Here is a 17398-nt window from a genome sequence, read left to right on the forward strand (position 1 = left end):
TTCCTCTATTATTTAGTAACAAATAATAGGACTTGATTAAAAATAAAATTTAAAGAAAAACGCGTAGAACAAATCTTATTTTTGCAAAGTAACTTTTACTGCATTAAGACCTTTCATTCCTTGTTCAAGCTCGAAAGAAACTTTGTCATTCTCAGCAATTTCATCAATTAAGCCGCTTACATGTGTAAAATACTTTTCTTGATCTTCAGCATCAATAATAAAACCGAAACCTTTAGAACTATCGAAAAAAGAAACAGTTCCTTTATGTACTGGATCAACTTCCTCAATATCTTCAGCTAAAGTCTTAGGTACACTAATAGCAATATCTTCTACATCTATTTCAACTCTTAAAGATGGGTCTGGGGGCGTATCAGTTAAATTTCCATTGTAGTCAACATAGGCAAACTGAATTCCTTTTTTATCAGACTCTTTAGCTTTTGCTTTACGAGCCTCCATCTTTTTCCTCTTCTCTTCGCGTTTTTTTAAACGTTTCTTTTCTTTTTCTGTTTTGTTAAATGTTTGCTGCGATTTAGCCATTCTTAAATTTAAGGGTAAGTTTTAATTATTTTGCAAGATATCATTTTTTCCTATAGATATCCTATTATGCCTAACATAAACTATTTCAGTTTAAATATCAAGTTTGATGAAGATAATTATTAATGAGAATGCACTTAATTTATAACTACACTTAAATAACAATCATTATTAGTAGTTCTATAGTCCTAGGTCGTATAATTTATACTTCAGCTATTATTTATATTAAACTATGGCTATATGATATTTACACCAAAAAAAGGTGAATAGCTTTATAAGCTACCCACCTTAACTAACAATCAACCAATAAACTTTTATTCCATATCGATAATGCCTATTACTTCATAGGCTCTAGTTCCGTTTACTTGTACCTTTTCGTAAAGTATATTTGCGTATTCGTAATAAGTTTGACCGTCAATGGAGACTTTTTCGTAATCATCTGGTAATTCATATACCAAAGTTCCAATTTCAGGTTCTACAACTTCGTATTGATTATTTATATTGATATAAAAAATACCATGTGAATTGTAATAATCACGGTTGTTAAATCTTACTTTTTTATAATTCTGAGGTAAAACCTTTACCTTAAATCCAACTTTAGGTGCTATCTCAATATATCGACCTCCAGACTGCGTATAGTATTTATTATTAGCATAGTAATAGTTTTGACCTTTATTAGAAATAACTGTTTTATTTGGTACATTTCGTACGGAAACTACCTTCTTTTTAGGCGTTTTATAGGTTACTTTGGTACTAGAAACTCTTTTGGTCACAGTACTATTTTTAGTCGTTGCAGTTCTTGATACTGTTTCTTTTTTACTAGATTTTGTAGCAGTACTTCTCGTTTGTGCGGAAACCTGTGCGGTAATCGCTATCATGAACAAAAATGGTAATACCGCTTTCTTTATATATGTCTTCATAATTTAAGTTTTAAATTAATAATATATTCTTGTCTTCAATTATACTTCAAATGTATAAGTCATTACTTTATCTAAGAAAGCAAATAGAAGTTTGGCCAAATTGTATCTACGAAAAGGATATTTTTATAGATATCATTTTATTGTAAACAACTTATTATTATATCAAATCAAAAAAAGGCACACATTTAAAATGCATACCCTCTTTTTTAGCTAATTCAAATATTATAATTATTTCAATAATCCTAGTAACCCTGTTAATTCAGTAAGGTTTAAACTTGAATTACTATCCGTGTCTAATGTGGTAAAGTTTTCTGCTACAGAACCGATAGCTTCGGTTGAACTTATAGCTTCGTCTTTATTGCTGTCTAATAAGCTAAAAAGACTTGAAACCTGTTGTACTGTGGAGTTGGAACTTAAAGAACTAAGTAAAGTTGCTGCATCTGCCATCGATGAAGTATTAACATTTTTTACGCTGTTACAACTAAATATAGCCATTGCAATAGTTAATGATAGTACTATTTTTTTCATGTTTTTATATTATATAGTTAATGAGTAGGCAAATGTACTTTATGCTAGTATTGTTGTAAAGCTAAATAGACGAACAAGGTTAATTTATCTCCTAATCAGGAATATTAATAGATGAAGCAAATTTTTGTTTATTAGTATAAGGTTATTACTTTAAAATAGATTAAAAAATAATAGCTCTATTTAGTTCGTGTTTATTATAAATAAACCTTTTTTTTAAATGGACTTTAGTATCTTCAAGGTTAATAAAATTAATAATTTGTAAAATATTCATTTTGGATGAAATCACTCGCAATATCTCTTATAGCAATACTTTTAATTTGTTCTTGTCAACAAAAAAAGATAAAGAATACTGAAAATAGTGATGCTTCCTTAAAGGATACAATTGACAAAGAAGCTATTCCTTTTCCCGAAGAATTAGTGAAATTTGAAACTTATACAGAAAATCCAGTATTTAAAGGTACTGGTGAAACTACTTGGGATCAAAATATTAGAGAAAGAGGGTATATTTTAAAAGAAGATGAGATTTATCATATGTGGTATACAGGTGTTAATTCTGAAAATGAGCCTCTAGCTTTAGGATATGCAACATCTACTGACGGGATTTCTTGGAAACGATACAGTGATAAACCTATATTCAACGATAGTTGGACAGAAGACATGATGGTTATTAAAGTAGACGATACGTATCAAATGTTTGCAGAAGGGAAAGGTGATATTGCCCATAGATTAAGTTCTAAAAATCGTATAAATTGGGAAGATCACGGTTCTTTAGATATTAGAACGACTAATGGTGATCCTTTAAGTGAAGGCGCATATGGAACACCAACTGTATGGAGAGAAAATAATTTATGGTATTTATTCTACGAACGAGGGGATTTAGGTATTTGGTTGGCGACCTCTGAAGATTTAAATATATGGACAAATGTGCAAGATGATCCTGTAATTGCAATGGGACCTGAAAATTATGATCAATACGGAGTAGCTGTAAATCAAATAATAAAATATAAAGGATGGTATTATGCTTATTACCATAGCACTGCTTTTAAAGATTGGCACGAATGGTCTACAAATGTTGCAGCTTCTAAAGATTTAATTCATTGGACAAAATATGATGAAAACCCTATAATGGGTGAAAATAAATCTAGTGGTATTTTAGTCCCTGATGGTGATAAATTTCGCTTATATACTATGCACGATAAGGTTGAACTCCATTATCCTGTTGGTGAAACCACTAATTAAAAAGGAACTATGGGGTATAATTGTTTAAATCGATTCTTTCTTTAAAGCATATATTTGCCTGAATATAGTTTTCTCAATTATGATTATTCCTAAACTTCATTATATAACGCAGGGAAATTCACCTAAAGTTGTACTCGATAATATTCAAAAGGCTTGTACTTCTGGAGCGGAATTGGTTCAATTACGTTTAAAAAATGTATCCGAAAAAAAGATTTTAAAAGTAGCGCAGGCGGCGAAAGAAATAACAGCTCATTTTCAGACTAGATTAATAATTAATGATTATTATAAAATTGCCCATGAAATTAAAGCTGATGGGGTGCATTTGGGAAAATTGGACAGTAGTCCTACCCTAGCGAGAAAAAATCTATATTCTTGGCAAATGATTGGAGGTACTGCAAATACTTTGCAAGACTGTGAAAATTTAATAGTAAAAGAAGTTGATTATATTAGTTTAGGCCCTTTTCGATTTACAGAAACCAAAGACAATTTACCTTCTTTATTAGGGTTAAATGGGTATGCTGCCATAATTGATGCGCTACAAACTGAAGTTCCAATTCTTGGAGTTGGAGGTATTACTACTGCAGATGTTTCTAATCTATTAGAAACGGGTGTTTCTGGAATTGCTGTTTCTGGCGAAATAACACGTGATTTTAGTAATATAAGAACTTTTAATCAACTTTTAAATGCTTCTTCAACGGCAGAACAGCGATATACATTTAAACAATAATTAATTCTGAATTAATCTTTATAATTGGTGGGAGGCTTTCTATGTAGTGTTCCTTGTTCATAGGAATATGTTAGTTTAATTAATGTTGGTTCATCATACATCCTTCCTAAAAATTGAAGTCCAGCTGGTAGGTTTTCACTCGTATAACCCATGGGTACTGTAAATGCAGGTTGACCTGTATGTGGACTAATTATTTGATTATTATCACCTTTATATTCCTCCGAAAATAGTTCGATATGTGCAGGAGGATTGTTCCATGAAGGATAAACGATTGCATCTAACTCTAAGGAATCCATCATGTTTTCGATGGCTTCTCTAAAAGCAATACGCCGTGAATCGGTATACACATCTAAACACGCTATTTCAGAATCTTCCCATCTACCACTATGAGCAGCATTCCGTTTTACGCGTTCTCCGGCCCACTCAGAATTACTTCCTATGCGTATAATGTCTTCTATAGTTTTTAGAGTGTCGCTTTTTACATATTTACTTAAATATGCCTCAATATCTTCTGTAAAAGTAGCGCACCATTGATTTTGTCTTAGATCCTTAAAACCTGGAATTATTAATGGGTCTACAATTATTCCACCTAAGGAATCTATATTTGATATAGCCTTTTCAAATAATGTTTTGATTTCCGGATGGGGATTGTCTTCACTCAACTCGCGTAAAATTCCAATGCGCGCACCTTTTAATCCATCTTCTATAAGATACTGAGAATAATTCTCAGGTATTTTACCATTTGAATTTTTTGTGAGTTGATCTTCACTATCATATCCTGCAATTACTTCTAATATTTTGGTGGCGTCTGCTACTGTTCTTCCCATAGGGCCAACGACATCATTTCTAAGATACAATGGTACAATTGCACTTCTACTTACAAGACCTAAAGTGGTTCTAAAACCTACTAGAGCGCAATGAGAGGATGGTCCGCGAACAGAATTGCCTGTATCCGTTCCTAATCCTATGGTTCCAAAATTGGCAGCAACTGCGGCGGCGGTACCACCACTGGAACCTGCCGGTACAAATGCTATATTATATGGGTTGCGAGTAGTCCCAGCAGTTGAACTTTCAGTATGCATTGGACTAAAAGCCCATTCTGCCATATTTGATTTTGCAATGATGATAGCACCGGCTTCTACAAGTTTTTTAATGATAAAAGCATCCTCCTCAGGTATGAAATCTGCTAACGCTAAAGCTCCTGCCGTTGTCGGTAAACCAGCTGTATTAATATTGTCTTTTACGATTATTGGAATACCATGTAATGGACGAAGCTTTCCGGTTTGTTGATATTCTTTATCTAAGCTTTCTGCTATTCCTAATGCTTCGAGGTTTATTGTTGTAATTGAATTTAGTGTGCTATCTAAGGTTTTTATTCGCGTAATGTATGTTTCAACTAGTTGAACACTACTAAGTTCTTTTTGTTCGTAAGCCTTGTGAATTTCACTGATTGTTAGTTCTGAAACACTATATGTTTCGTTAGAAATGGTTTTTTCTTTACAGGCACTAAAAACAATAAACAATAATATGAAGTAAATATGCTTAGCTGAATTCATAATCTAGTTTTGTTATAGTTAATTCTGATTGGTTAAATCCAAAATTCATAATGATAAAAGTTTTAAAATAGTAATTAGCAATTTCTTTATCATGCAATAAACACTCTTTTTTATAACAAATAGTGAATGCCCAATTAAACGGTTTAAAATTGCGAAATAATTAGTCAGCATTTAATATTTTTACAATAGTCCGTTCAATAGATTATAATTATGAAATATATGGTACGTTCAGTTTTAGTCATATTGATTTACATGGGTTCTTATTGCGTATATGCTATTTCGAATCCTTTATTACATCTTGATTCGACCAGATTAGCCACATCAAAAAAGATGATAACTAGTAGAACTGCTTCTAAAGAATCACTTGCAGCTTATAAAAAATTACTACAACAGGCTGAAGAACTGCTCAAAGGTAAAATGCCTACAGTAATGGATAAAACTATATTACCTCCAACAAAAGACAAACACGATTATCTCAGTATTAGTAGATATTGGTGGCCAAATGAAGACACTGCAGATGGCTTACCTTGGGTTCGACATGATGGTGAAACGAATCCCGATACACAAACCGCAGCCGTTGATCGGAAAAGGTTAGGTTTTATGGGAAAAAGCATATGGAAGCTGAGTTTAGCATATTATTTTACCGATGACGAAAAATATGCAAGTCGGGCAATTAACATGCTTAAGATTTGGTTTATTAACCCAGAAACTTTAATGAATCCTCATTTAGAGTTTGCACAAAGTGTTCCTGGAAACCCTAATAACAGACCTTTTGGGATTTTAGATGGAAGATCTATCGTAAATAATATTCCTGATGCCATAAACTTACTTTCTGTATCCAAACATTGGAACAAAGATTATCAAACAAAAATGATTCACTGGTTCACAGATTATTTAAAGTGGCTTACGGAGAGTGAAATTGGAATTCAAGGAAGTTTACTTAAGAATAATCATGGTTCGTGGTATAAATATCAGGTAGCGTCGTTAGCGTATTATTTAGGTGAAATAGAACTTACAAAAAATACAGTAGTATTGGCGCAAAAAAGTTTAGATGATATGCTTAATGATGAAGGCGGACAAATACATGAATTAGCTAGGACTAAGTCATTTTTTTATAGTTGTCTTAATTTACAAGCCCTTTCGTCCATTGCTGAATTGGGAGATAAGGTAGGAATGGATATGTGGCACTATGAAAGTGATAATAAAAAGAGTTTATCATTAGCTCTTAATTATTTAATACCCGTAGTTGAAGGTGAAAAGTGGCCAATCGAAACTTTAAAACCAGTGGACATTACAGGATTAGTACCTATAATTTCAAAGTTAGCTTTTAAATATAAAACTCGATATTATAAAAAGCTATTATCTAATATATTAGAAAAAAATATACACAATAGTAATTTGCAAGAATATTGGTTAGTTAATAGCAACTTTTAATATTATTATAGTGCCCCCCTTATACTAATTATTCCAAATTTAACTTGTCCATAATTTGCAAATAATTGACTTCTAAACGACTATTAAAATAAAGAGTGAATGTATAAGTATAATTTGAAGTAATCTCGTATAAAGTTTTAATTTATTTAAAATCGAATGTGTTTTTAAATAACAAAATCAAAAATAAATTTTCATTTTATTTAATTTGATAGTCTTTTATTAAAAGGTTCACAGGTATTAATTTAATTCTTTTAATAAAACCAGTGTTTTATCAATTTCTTCCTTTGAATTGTAAATGTGCACGGAGTGTCGAAGAAATTTACTTCCAACTGAACGTGGTTGTAAGCGTTCTTTTTCCCACATATAAGCTTGTAACTCAGGTCCGGTTTTGCCTTTTATACCATAAGTAGTTATTCCTGCAGCCATCGCTTCATTGGAAGAAGAATATATCGTAACACTTGGAATTTCTTTTAGACCTTTTCGTAAATACATACCAAGTTCTTTAATTCTACTATACCAGACATCTTGTCCAATTGTAGTAAAGAAATCGACTGCAGCCTCATAACCCGTCATTAAGGCTGGGTTTCCTGAACCATTCTGCATCAAACGAAAACCATGATCATCTTGATTTTCCCAATTATAACTAGAAATTGTAGTCCAAATATCACCTACTACCTCTTTATTGATATAAAGCAAACCACTACCTGCTGGTGCCAAAAGCCACTTGTGTAAGCTTGAATAATATGCATCGCAACCGATTTCTTTAACATCAACTGGTATTTGACCAACACATTGCGCACCATCAAGTACCGTGAAAATTCCACGCTTTTTAGCTTCCATACAAATTTCCTTTACCGGCATTATTGTACCAAAACCTGACACCATATGAGGTATAGCGATAACTTTAGTTTTTTTTGTAACTTCTTTAAAAATTGTATTAAAAATCTCATCTGGATTATTGGCTGGTTCGGGTAATATAGCTTGTTTATAGATGCATCCTTTTCGTTTTGCTAGCATTTGCCATGTAGCAAAACCACCGCCATGCTCTTGATTTGTATTTAGTAATTCATCTCCTTTTTTTAAATTAAGTCCCATGCCAACATAGTTCATTCCAAATGTTGCATTTTGAGTCAAAGAGATTTCTTTAAAGTCACAATTAATAATATGACCTAATTTTGTGCGTAATTTTTGACAAGGGAAATATCCAGACAATAAACTAGGACCTGAACCATTTTTGTAATCTACAGTAGCTGCTTCAATGTTCCAGTGCATCATATGATTAATCATCTCATTTAAAACATAACCTGGGGTTGGACCCATTGTTCCATTATTAAAATAAGTTTGTCCTTCTTTTAATGGAAATTGTTTACGAACAGTCTTCCAATAATTTTCATCTTTAAGATCTGTTGCCTTTAATACATCTAAAGACCAATCTTTTTTCGCATTGAATGACATGAATGGTAATGAAATCATTGCCAGACTACTTTGTTTTAAAAATTTTCTCCGTTGTGTCATGAATAGTATTTTAGAATTAGCATATTTATTGTTCGAGCAATTCGATTACCATTTGAGCTGAATTAATGGCTGCTACCTTTACGAATTTGAAATAATCTGTATGTGCTTGCGAATTTGCATTATCACTACAACTTCTAATAATAATGAAAGGTAAATCTGCCATAGTGCACAATTGCGCAATCGCCGCTCCTTCCATTTCAGTTGCAATAGCGTTAAAATTAGAATACAACTCTTTTGCCTTTTCTGGGTCACTAACAAAGGTATCTCCAGTGGCAATTGTACCTATATAAAATTTGGGAGTATTGCCGTTTAATGGCTGTAGATCTATATTTTCAGCTATTTTTTTGCTTTTTTGGAATAGAGATGAATCTACTTCGATATAAAGTGGATTTTTTTCATTTTTCTTGGTTAAATTTCGGGTAGGCCAAGTTTCGAATTTACCATTAACCAATTCTCCAAAATCGTATTGAACTAACTTATCTGAAATAACAATATCACCGGGGACAATATCGGGATGTAAACCTCCCGCAACTCCTGTAAATATAAGACCATCCACTTTGAAATTTGCTAATAGAATTGCTGTGCTGTAGGCGGCGTTAACTTTACCTATACCCGCTTTTAAAAGCACTACTTTTTTACTATTAATTTTTCCTGTAAAAAATGTAACTCCATTCTTTTCAATCTCTTTCTTATTTTTAAGTGAACTCTTTAATAATTCAATTTCTTCATCCATAGCCCCCATTACCGCCATGCGTTGTCCCTGCAAATTGTAGGTAACAACAATTAGTAGATAAATAAGTATTTGTTTTAAAGCCATAGGTAAATGAGTGATAATAGATTTATAATTATAAGTATTGGATTTATTTCTTCTTTCTTGCCGGTGAATAATTTAAGTATGGTATAGCTTAGAAATCCAAATAGTATACCGGTCGTAATGCTATAAGTTAAAGGCATAAGAATTGTAGTTAAAAATACTGGAATGGCTTCGTCCGGGATATTCCAATTGATTTTAGCCAATGGTTTCATCATAAAAGAACCAACCAAGACTAAAGCAATAGCACTTGATATACTCGGGACGATTGATAATAATGGTGAGAAAAATAAGAATGGTAAGAATAATAGGCCTGCCGTTATTGCCGTAATTCCGGTTTTACCACCTTCACGAATGCCTACTGCAGATTCTATATAAGCGGTTCCTGAACTGGTTCCCACCAAACCAGAAAAAATGGTGGTAACTGCATCTATGGTCAATGATTTTTTAAGATTTCTAGGATTTCCATCTTTATCTTTATAGCCTGATGCTTCAGCGAGTCCGACAAAAGTAGAGAGACTATCAAATAAATCCGTAAACGCAAATACAAATATTACTGGTAGAAATGCGTATTGAATAGACCCAATAAAGTCTAATTTAAAAAGTAAGCTAAAGTCTGGCATTGCAAATATTCCAGAATAATTAACTATGGTTGATGTTCCGTAATTTACCAGGGTTGCATCACCCCACCAACGACCAATTGGCCAAGCCAATATTGTGGTAATTATAATACCTAGAATTATTGCACCCTTCAGTTGTCGAGCTACCAATACTGCAGTAACTCCTAATCCTATTAAAAAAGTTATAATTAGAGGGTCGTTTAAAGAACCTAGAGCTACTAGAGTGGCTTTGTTATATACAATAAAACCAGCGTTTTGGAAACCAATAAAAGAGATGAATAATCCGATTCCAGAGGCAATTGCATAACGTAAAGTTTGTGGAATGGCGATGACTATTTTGTCTCGCAGCTTTAGTATGCTTAAAATGAAAAATAGAACTCCTGCCCAAAACACTGCTCCTAATGCAGCTTGATAACTTAGACCTAAACCTAATACTGCTGTATATGTAAAAAATGCATTTAAGCCCATTCCTGGTGCTATTACAATGGGATTTTTAGCATAAACCCCCATCATTATGCTTCCGAAGGCGGCAACTAGTATTGTAGATGTAACAATCGCAGAAAATGGCATTCCGGCAATAGAAAGTATTGCAGGATTTACGATAATTATATAAAAAGTTGCTAGAAAAGAGCTAATGCCCGCTAGAATTTCAGTTCTAATTAATTTACGTTCATTTTTCAAGATTCTTTAAAATAGTAAAAAGAATATTTCATTTTATAAATGACCTGCTATTTCTGAATACTATTATTAGATGATTATTTGAAGGCTTTTTTATTCGTGAATATGCACAAATGACATCTTTTTATTATGAATTTAAAAGTATAAGTTTTGGCTTAAAAGGAGATTTTGCTTTAATAGGAAATTTAAGTTTATGATAGAAAATTTTAAATTACTATAAGGAACTGGATTATGTATAACAATTGTATACTTGGACTTCTTATTATTCCAAATTTAACTCCTCCATAATTTCTGTAAAAAATTGATAGGAACGAATTCTATCATTTATATCATAAATATTAGTTACCGCAATAAGCTCATCGGCCTTAGTTTGCTCTATAAACGACTTGACCTTTGCTTTTACGGTAGCCTTACTACCAATAAATGAATATTTGAGCATTTGAAGAACCTGTGGATTTTGCATTATTTCTTTCAGATCATTAGTCATGGTAGTTGGTGGTTGTACCAAATCACGTTTTCCTGTAAAAATGCCTACAATTAATCGTATTAGTGAGGTTGCTAATTGATGTGCTTCTTCATCGGTTTCAGCAATTATAATATTTACCCCAACCATAACATATGGCTTTTGTAATGTATTAGAAGACCTAAATTCATTGCGATATATGTTTAATGCATCATTTAAATAAGTTGTTGCGAAATGACTTGCAAATGCATACGGTAAACCTTTTTTTGCGGCTAAATGTGCACTATCTGTGCTTGAGCCTAAAATATAAATTGGCACGTCAACCCCTTCTGCTACGGTTGCTCGTACCTTAGCACCTGCATTGTTTTTAGAAAAATATCGTTCTATCTTTTCCAATTCTAATGGAAATGATTGTGCAGCTTGCATAAAATCGGATCGAATAGCCTGAGCTGTTTCCCTATCTGTACCAGGAGCGCGTCCTAAACCTAAATCAATTCGATTTGGATATAATGAAGCAAGTGTGCCAAATTGCTCAGCAATTATTAATGGTGAGTGATTGGGCAACATTATTCCTCCAGAACCAATGCGTATTGTATTTGTTCCTTCTGCTACATAGCCAATTAGTACTGAGGTTGCACTACTTCCTATATTAGATGAATTATGGTGTTCAGCTAACCAATACCTTTTGTATCCAAATTGTTCAGCCTGTTGTGCTAAATTGAGAACATTAGTGTAGGTTTCTTTAAGCGAATGTCCTTCAGATACCAAAGCAAGTTCTAAAATGGAATAGCTAGTTTTTTGAGTACTCATAAATCTAAAAATTAGTAGTAATACTTCAGATTAATAATGAAATTTTAAAATTCATTTTATTGTGCAAAGTTAGGTTAACTGCTTTTATAATTTTAAAAATTCAGGGTATTGAAGTATTAAAATACTCCTAAAAAAAGCCTAACTAGCTCATGTTAAAAGAAGTAGATTTTGCCCAGAGTAATTGTGAATATCTATTCTAGTTTTTTACATTTTAGCCTATTTCGAAGCGCTATATTTGGCATCCCTAAAACAAAATAGTATGAGTGCAACTTGGTATGAGTGTAAAGTAAAATATAGAAAATTAGATGAAGCATCGGGAACACAAAAGGTAAAAACAGAACCTTTTTTAGTAGATGCAATTTCTTATACAGAAGCAGAAAGTAGAATTACTGAAGAAATGTCGGCTTATTTGAGTGATAGTGAAGAAATTAAAATCACTAATATAAAAGTAGCGAATTACGCTGAAATTCATCCCTTTGAGAATTCTGATAGATGGTTCAAGTCAAAAGTTTCTTTAATTGCTTTTGATGAAGAAAGTGGTAAAGAGCGTAAAACTAATATGTATTTATTAGTTCAAGCTAATGATGTAAAGGAGGCTTATGATAACACCATTGGTCTAATGAAAGGCACTATGGGAGATTATACCGTACCTGCTATTTCTGAATCACCTATTATCGACGTGTTTCCATATTTTTCTGGTGAAGAAGACGAAATGGAACGTATAAAAGAATTTACAGCTTTAAAAGATTCATTACCGGCTAATAATGAGATGGATGAAAAATTAGAGTTGGCAGATGTTTTGGCTTCGGAAACGGAATAAAATATATGTTTGTAAAATAAAAAGGCTGACTAATAAATATTAGTTAGCCTTTTTTATTAATCCAAATCGGAGATTTATATTAATTACCGCTTATTTGATAGCTCGAATTTTATTGTTTTTGTAATCAGCAACATAAATAGTTTCATTGGGAGCTACAAGCATTTCCGCAGGCTCGTAAAACACTACTACAACAGATACGCTTTCAACATCAAGTCATACGAACATATTTAATTATAAAAATCTATTTAAAAGACTAGTCTTAAGAACTTGTCTGGCTTTTTCTAAAATTTCACTTACCTCGTCTAAGCTTTGTTTTCTGATTATTGCAATTTCCTCTAGGCTAAATTGAAAATCTGTTGCCAATTCATATACTTTCTGCATCGACACAGGTAAGTTATGAAATACCATAGCTACATGCTTCATAACATTTTCCTCACTTATACTCTTATCTAGTTGAGTTATTAATTCCTCACTTTTATCTTCAATAAAAACATGATTTAATAAATAATCATTTTTATTATATGAAATATCATCCAACTCCTCTAACATCACAAAATCTCCATCTCCGTCGGTGCTAAAATTTTCTTCCATTTCATCCCATTCGGGTTTTGTGAAATCGTCAATGTTTGAAAAGAAATAATCATCAAATTCTTCGTACGCAATTTTGTCTTCCAATAGTTCATCTACCTTTCTAAATAGAAATGGGTGTAAATCTTTACTATTTTTAACCCAATCAAAATGATCATATACTTCAATAAACAATTGATCTATAAAATCATCAGGTTTGTATTTACCTGTTGGAAGAATATCCTTTGCAATGGCGTCACTCAATCTCTTTGTTGTATAGCGCTTTACTTGAGAGAAAGTTTTTAACAAAAGTTCGTTGAAATCCTTCTTATTGTTTGTTTCCTTATATTGTTTTAAGTCTGAGAAAGTACTTGCAACAAATACATTAAATTCCTTTTTACTTTCAAAATCTATTACAGTGTTCATGGCACAAGTTTTAAATTAGTACTTGTATCAAATTTGAGATATTATTATTAAAAAAAAGATGACATTCGTCACATATCAGAAACCTTAACTGTTTTTTTAGAATTCCTGGAAAACTCCGTTTAGCATTACTTTTTCAACAGTATTCATTGCTTCTAAATTTTTTAAAGGATTTTCTCTTAGTAAAATTAAATCTGCAATTTTACCTTTTTCGATAGTACCTAGCCTTTTTTCTACTCTAAAAAATTTAGCATTTTCATGGGTAGCAGCAACAATTACTTCCATATTTGTTAACCCTGCAGCTTTTAAAAGTTCCATTTCTTGATAATAAGCATTACCAAATTCTGCATAAGGCGCATAAGTATGCGAACCGACGACAATCTTGGCTCCTCCTTTATTTAATCTACCAACAAACTTTAGCATATTGGTAAATGCATTTACCTCTAAACTATCAGCCTTATCGTATTTTTTTTCGAAAACGGCCAATGTAGGACTAATAAAAGTTTTTTTCTTAACTATAAAAGAAACTATAGAGTCAACTTTAGGATTGTTATCAATATTTAAAGAATTCCATACTTCGTAACGTCCTTTTCTTCTAGCATTGTTATCAGCTAAAATTAAATTTTTATACCTTTCACCTTCCTCTGCACTAAGTAAAGAAGTTCCAAAAGAAGTTATATGTTCAATTCCATCTAATCCTGCATTAATTGCATCAACGGCATTAGATATTTCTAAATGAGCAGTAACCGGTATACCTCGTTCATGAGCTGTTTCACAGATTGCTTTAATTTTATCTATCGATAGTCTATAATAAACTTTAATGGCTGTAGCTCCCTCATCTGCAAATTTATTAACTGCAAGTCTACCTTCTTCAGGATCTTGAATTAAGAAAGAATTTTTTGGATATGCTGGTGGATAACTATCTATATGAGGACCAGTTAGAAAAAGTCGTGGAATGCTTTTACCCGATTTTCGCGCAATATCATAGGCAGAATTCCATGCACCGGGATCTCTTACGGAAGTGATTCCCTTTTTTAAGAACAAATTGCTAATTTTTTCAGATTCCCCGTGATAATGAGCATCAATTAATCCAGGTAATAAAGTCATTCCTTCAACATTAACTAATTCTGCACCATTTGGAATAATAGATTCAGAAAATTCACCTACAAAGTCTATTAAATCATTTTTAATTATAACCAGTACATTTTCCAATGGTTTGTTTCCTGTGCCATCTACTAGTGTTGCACCGATAATTGCAATCGTTTTATTTCCTTTTGCAATTTCACTTCTATTTAATGCATTAATAGTCTTTGATACTACCTTCTTGTCTAATTCTTCTGTATTTGGAGACTGTCGTTTACAAGAAATAATAAATAGTAGACAAATAAGATAAAATGGAAAGTTTTTCATTGATTTGATTTGTTGAAATACATAAAATAAGAAGATTATAGAGTCAAACATTAAAGTTAGGATAATTCTTCTAAAACATTAAAAGTGTAAGTATATAATTAAATCGTCAGCTCTTATTAAAAATAATTAGCTGATACTATTTTGAATAGTTCAACATAAATTATTATTTTCACCCCTCCTCATTCCTGTACCTACTTTCCCCCCTATTGGTTAAAGGTAAAATCTTTAATGGGAACACAATATTTGAATGAAATCGAAGGCAATACAGCCGTTCGAAACATATTTGTTGATTTTTTTGATACAATCGTACACCGAACGGTGCACCCAAATCAAGTATTTCGTCTTTGGGCGAAAATCATGATTAGGGAATTAGGATTGGACTTAACTATTGACGAGCTCTATTTTATACGAAAAGACGCGGCTGAATATTTAGCTAAAAAACATGGTAAGTATTATTATGAAGTACTTTATACCGAATTAATTAGTGAAATATATAACCGACTCACGGCAACTTCAAAATTAACGAACAAATCAATTGAAGATTTTTCAACCTATTTTAAACTTGCTGAAACACGAGCAGAAAAAAATGTACAATACCTTAATAATTCAACAACTGAACTACTAAAATCTTTAAAGGATAAGGGATACAAGATTTATTGTGTTTCCGATTTTTATACTTCAAAAGAGATAATAAAAAACCTTCTAGAACATCATAAAGTAAATCATATTTTTGAAGATATTTTTGTTTCTGCAGATTTTAATGAAAGTAAACATACCGGAAATCTTTACCCTATTGTACTTAAAGAATTAGACCTAGCTCCTACCAGTGTTATAATGATTGGGGATAATGAAAAAAGTGATATACATAATGCAAAAGCACATGGACTTTGTACTATTTATATTCCCAATATAAAAGAGTCGAAGACTAAAAAGCGGTATTTAATAGGATCGGATCGTAAAGATTATGCAGCACTTCTTAAAAAATTATATAAATATTGTAATAATAAAAATGTACCGGCTAACAGTGATTATATTTTATTTTATGCGGTATATATTGAACGGCTATACCATCATTTGAAAAAATCAGGAATTGGAAATATTCTTTTTTTAGCGAGAGAAGGTTTATTCTTAAAAAGGATGTTTGATTATTACCAACAACATTTTGCATTAAGAAAAGAAGATTATATAACAACACATTATTTTAAAACATCACGTCAAGCATCAATGTTAGTGGCGTTAAATGATGTTGATAAAGAGAATTACACTTTTCTTAGAAGAAAATATCCACATTTATCGCCGGTAAGTTTTTTACGTAATTTCACATTCAATGATGAAGTTATTGATAAGATTATAGGAGAAATTAACCTTCAGGATATAAGAAATGAGGTTATTCCAAATTTTTTAGACTCCGAAGTTTATCAAAATATAAAATCCAATGAAACCTTTCGAGCTGCTTATGATAAAAATAGGTTTGGACAACAAAAAGCGTTTAATACTTATCTAGATTCATTTGGGATAGATTTTTTAACGGAAGGGATGCATTTAGCTGATATTGGTTGGGGAGGTTCTATGCAAGAATGTCTTTATGATTATTTTGATAAAAAAGTTGAAGTGCATGGTCATTATCTTGGCTTAAATGAAGTTTATGATATTCAAAAAGAAACTACACGATGGGGGCTTAATTTTTCTGTTTTCCCTTACACCACATATAATGATAACATCTTAAGAGGTAATACAGAGCTTAATGAGCAATTACTTTCTGCTGGGCATGGTTCTACCCTCTCCTACAATCATTTGGATACTTTTACCAATGAGTTTCACCATGAAATTGAAAAAAAGACTTATGATGAGCATATTTTTGAAATTCAGGAATTCATGTTTGCGCAGTATACAAATTTAATTAAGGATTTAGACACCATATGTTACGATGATGCTGTGGTACAAAATGCAATGACTGATTATGCCTTGCGCATTGGTCTATTCGCTTCCAAAAGGAAGATTGCCAGCGCAATGAAGATAGCCGAAGGTTTTTATACCAATGTTGGCGATTTTTCAAACGGACTTAAAATATCTCCTCAGAAGTACACAAAAAATAAAGTCGCTTTATTGAAGAACCTCATAATTAGTCCTGATAGTATGTTTCCGCTACTATTACGTATAAAACCATTCCTTTATGCCAAAAAGAAGTATTATTTGGTGTACCTATTTCCAAGTTGGTTTATTTACCATTATATAAAACTGAATAGGAAAATAAAGAAATCTGTATTTTTAAAATTTAGTCGATTTAAATATGACTATTTAAAATGACAAAAGCCGACTGTTTAAGTGAGCTTTACTTTTTTT

15 protein-coding genes are annotated in these 17398 nt (G+C 31.9%); 5 read left to right on the top strand and 10 right to left on the bottom strand.

Annotated elements, in window-relative coordinates:
* Positions 1-75 precede the first annotated feature (75 nt).
* From ABJF52_RS10635 to ABJF52_RS10645, 3 genes are all read right to left on the bottom strand, one after another.
* Positions 76-537 (bottom strand): cold shock domain-containing protein, encoded by a 462-nt coding sequence (locus tag ABJF52_RS10635; protein ID WP_348149840.1) that lies wholly within the window; start codon positions 535-537, stop codon positions 76-78.
* Positions 538-848: 311 nt separating this feature from the next.
* Positions 849-1454: a DUF6515 family protein gene (locus ABJF52_RS10640; protein WP_348149842.1), complete on the bottom strand. Its 606-nt coding sequence runs from the start codon at positions 1452-1454 to the stop codon at positions 849-851.
* Between the two features lie 228 nt (positions 1455-1682).
* Positions 1683-1982, bottom strand: coding sequence for a hypothetical protein (locus ABJF52_RS10645; RefSeq protein WP_348149844.1), 300 nt, complete (start codon positions 1980-1982; stop codon positions 1683-1685).
* Positions 1983-2258: 276 nt separating this feature from the next.
* Between ABJF52_RS10645 and ABJF52_RS10650 the strand changes: the two genes are divergently transcribed.
* Both ABJF52_RS10650 and thiE read left to right on the top strand, forming a co-directional pair.
* Positions 2259-3221 (top strand): hypothetical protein, encoded by a 963-nt coding sequence (locus tag ABJF52_RS10650; RefSeq protein ID WP_348149846.1) that lies wholly within the window; start codon positions 2259-2261, stop codon positions 3219-3221.
* A gap of 79 nt (positions 3222-3300) precedes the next feature.
* Positions 3301-3948, top strand: coding sequence for a thiamine phosphate synthase (thiE, locus tag ABJF52_RS10655; protein WP_348149848.1), 648 nt, complete (start codon positions 3301-3303; stop codon positions 3946-3948).
* 11 nt (positions 3949-3959) lie between these two features.
* Here the strand turns inward: thiE and ABJF52_RS10660 are convergent, their stop codons facing one another.
* On the bottom strand, positions 3960-5504 hold the full coding sequence (locus tag ABJF52_RS10660) for an amidase (protein WP_348149850.1): 1545 nt from the start codon (positions 5502-5504) through the stop codon (positions 3960-3962).
* 210 nt (positions 5505-5714) lie between these two features.
* Here ABJF52_RS10660 and ABJF52_RS10665 point away from each other — a divergent pair, with 210 nt between their 5' ends.
* Positions 5715-6938 carry an alginate lyase family protein gene (locus tag ABJF52_RS10665; RefSeq protein ID WP_348149852.1) on the top strand — a complete coding sequence of 408 codons (1224 nt, stop codon included), beginning with the start codon at positions 5715-5717 and terminating at the stop codon, positions 6936-6938.
* 237 nt (positions 6939-7175) lie between these two features.
* On the opposite strand, the gene ABJF52_RS10670 is transcribed toward ABJF52_RS10665, so the two are convergent.
* The 4 genes from ABJF52_RS10670 to ABJF52_RS10685 form a co-directional block, all read right to left on the bottom strand.
* Positions 7176-8453: an aminotransferase class V-fold PLP-dependent enzyme gene (locus tag ABJF52_RS10670; RefSeq protein ID WP_348149854.1), complete on the bottom strand. Its 1278-nt coding sequence runs from the start codon at positions 8451-8453 to the stop codon at positions 7176-7178.
* Positions 8454-8478: 25 nt separating this feature from the next.
* The gene (locus ABJF52_RS10675) at positions 8479-9270 is read right to left on the bottom strand and encodes a 5'-methylthioadenosine/adenosylhomocysteine nucleosidase (protein ID WP_348149856.1); all 792 of its coding nucleotides are present in this window, start codon (positions 9268-9270) and stop codon (positions 8479-8481) included.
* Positions 9261-10565 (bottom strand): NCS2 family permease, encoded by a 1305-nt coding sequence (locus ABJF52_RS10680; protein ID WP_348149857.1) that lies wholly within the window; start codon positions 10563-10565, stop codon positions 9261-9263. The genes ABJF52_RS10675 and ABJF52_RS10680 overlap by 10 nt, the downstream gene beginning before the upstream one ends.
* A 259-nt stretch (positions 10566-10824) precedes the next feature.
* The gene (locus ABJF52_RS10685) at positions 10825-11835 is read right to left on the bottom strand and encodes an LLM class flavin-dependent oxidoreductase (protein WP_348149859.1); all 1011 of its coding nucleotides are present in this window, start codon (positions 11833-11835) and stop codon (positions 10825-10827) included.
* Positions 11836-12094: 259 nt separating this feature from the next.
* Between ABJF52_RS10685 and ABJF52_RS10690 the strand changes: the two genes are divergently transcribed.
* Entirely contained in the window at positions 12095-12655 is a 561-nt protein-coding gene (locus ABJF52_RS10690) for a DUF4494 domain-containing protein (protein WP_348149861.1), read from the top strand.
* A 231-nt stretch (positions 12656-12886) separates the two neighbouring features.
* Here ABJF52_RS10690 and ABJF52_RS10695 read toward each other — a convergent pair whose 3' ends face one another.
* Together ABJF52_RS10695 and ABJF52_RS10700 are read right to left on the bottom strand one after the other, a co-directional pair.
* Positions 12887-13648 (bottom strand): sigma-70 family RNA polymerase sigma factor, encoded by a 762-nt coding sequence (locus tag ABJF52_RS10695; protein WP_348149863.1) that lies wholly within the window; start codon positions 13646-13648, stop codon positions 12887-12889.
* A 96-nt stretch (positions 13649-13744) separates the two neighbouring features.
* Complete coding sequence (locus ABJF52_RS10700) at positions 13745-15055, bottom strand: amidohydrolase family protein (RefSeq protein ID WP_348149865.1); 1311 nt, start codon at positions 15053-15055, stop codon at positions 13745-13747.
* Between the two features lie 228 nt (positions 15056-15283).
* On the opposite strand from ABJF52_RS10700, the gene ABJF52_RS10705 reads away from it, so the two are divergent.
* Entirely contained in the window at positions 15284-17362 is a 2079-nt protein-coding gene (locus ABJF52_RS10705; protein ID WP_348149867.1) for an HAD-IA family hydrolase, read from the top strand.
* The last annotated feature ends 36 nt before the right edge of the window (positions 17363-17398 follow it).

Source organism: Aurantibacter sp. (assembly GCF_039941195.1).
In the GTDB taxonomy this organism is placed as follows: Bacteria; Bacteroidota; Bacteroidia; order Flavobacteriales; family Flavobacteriaceae; genus Aurantibacter_A.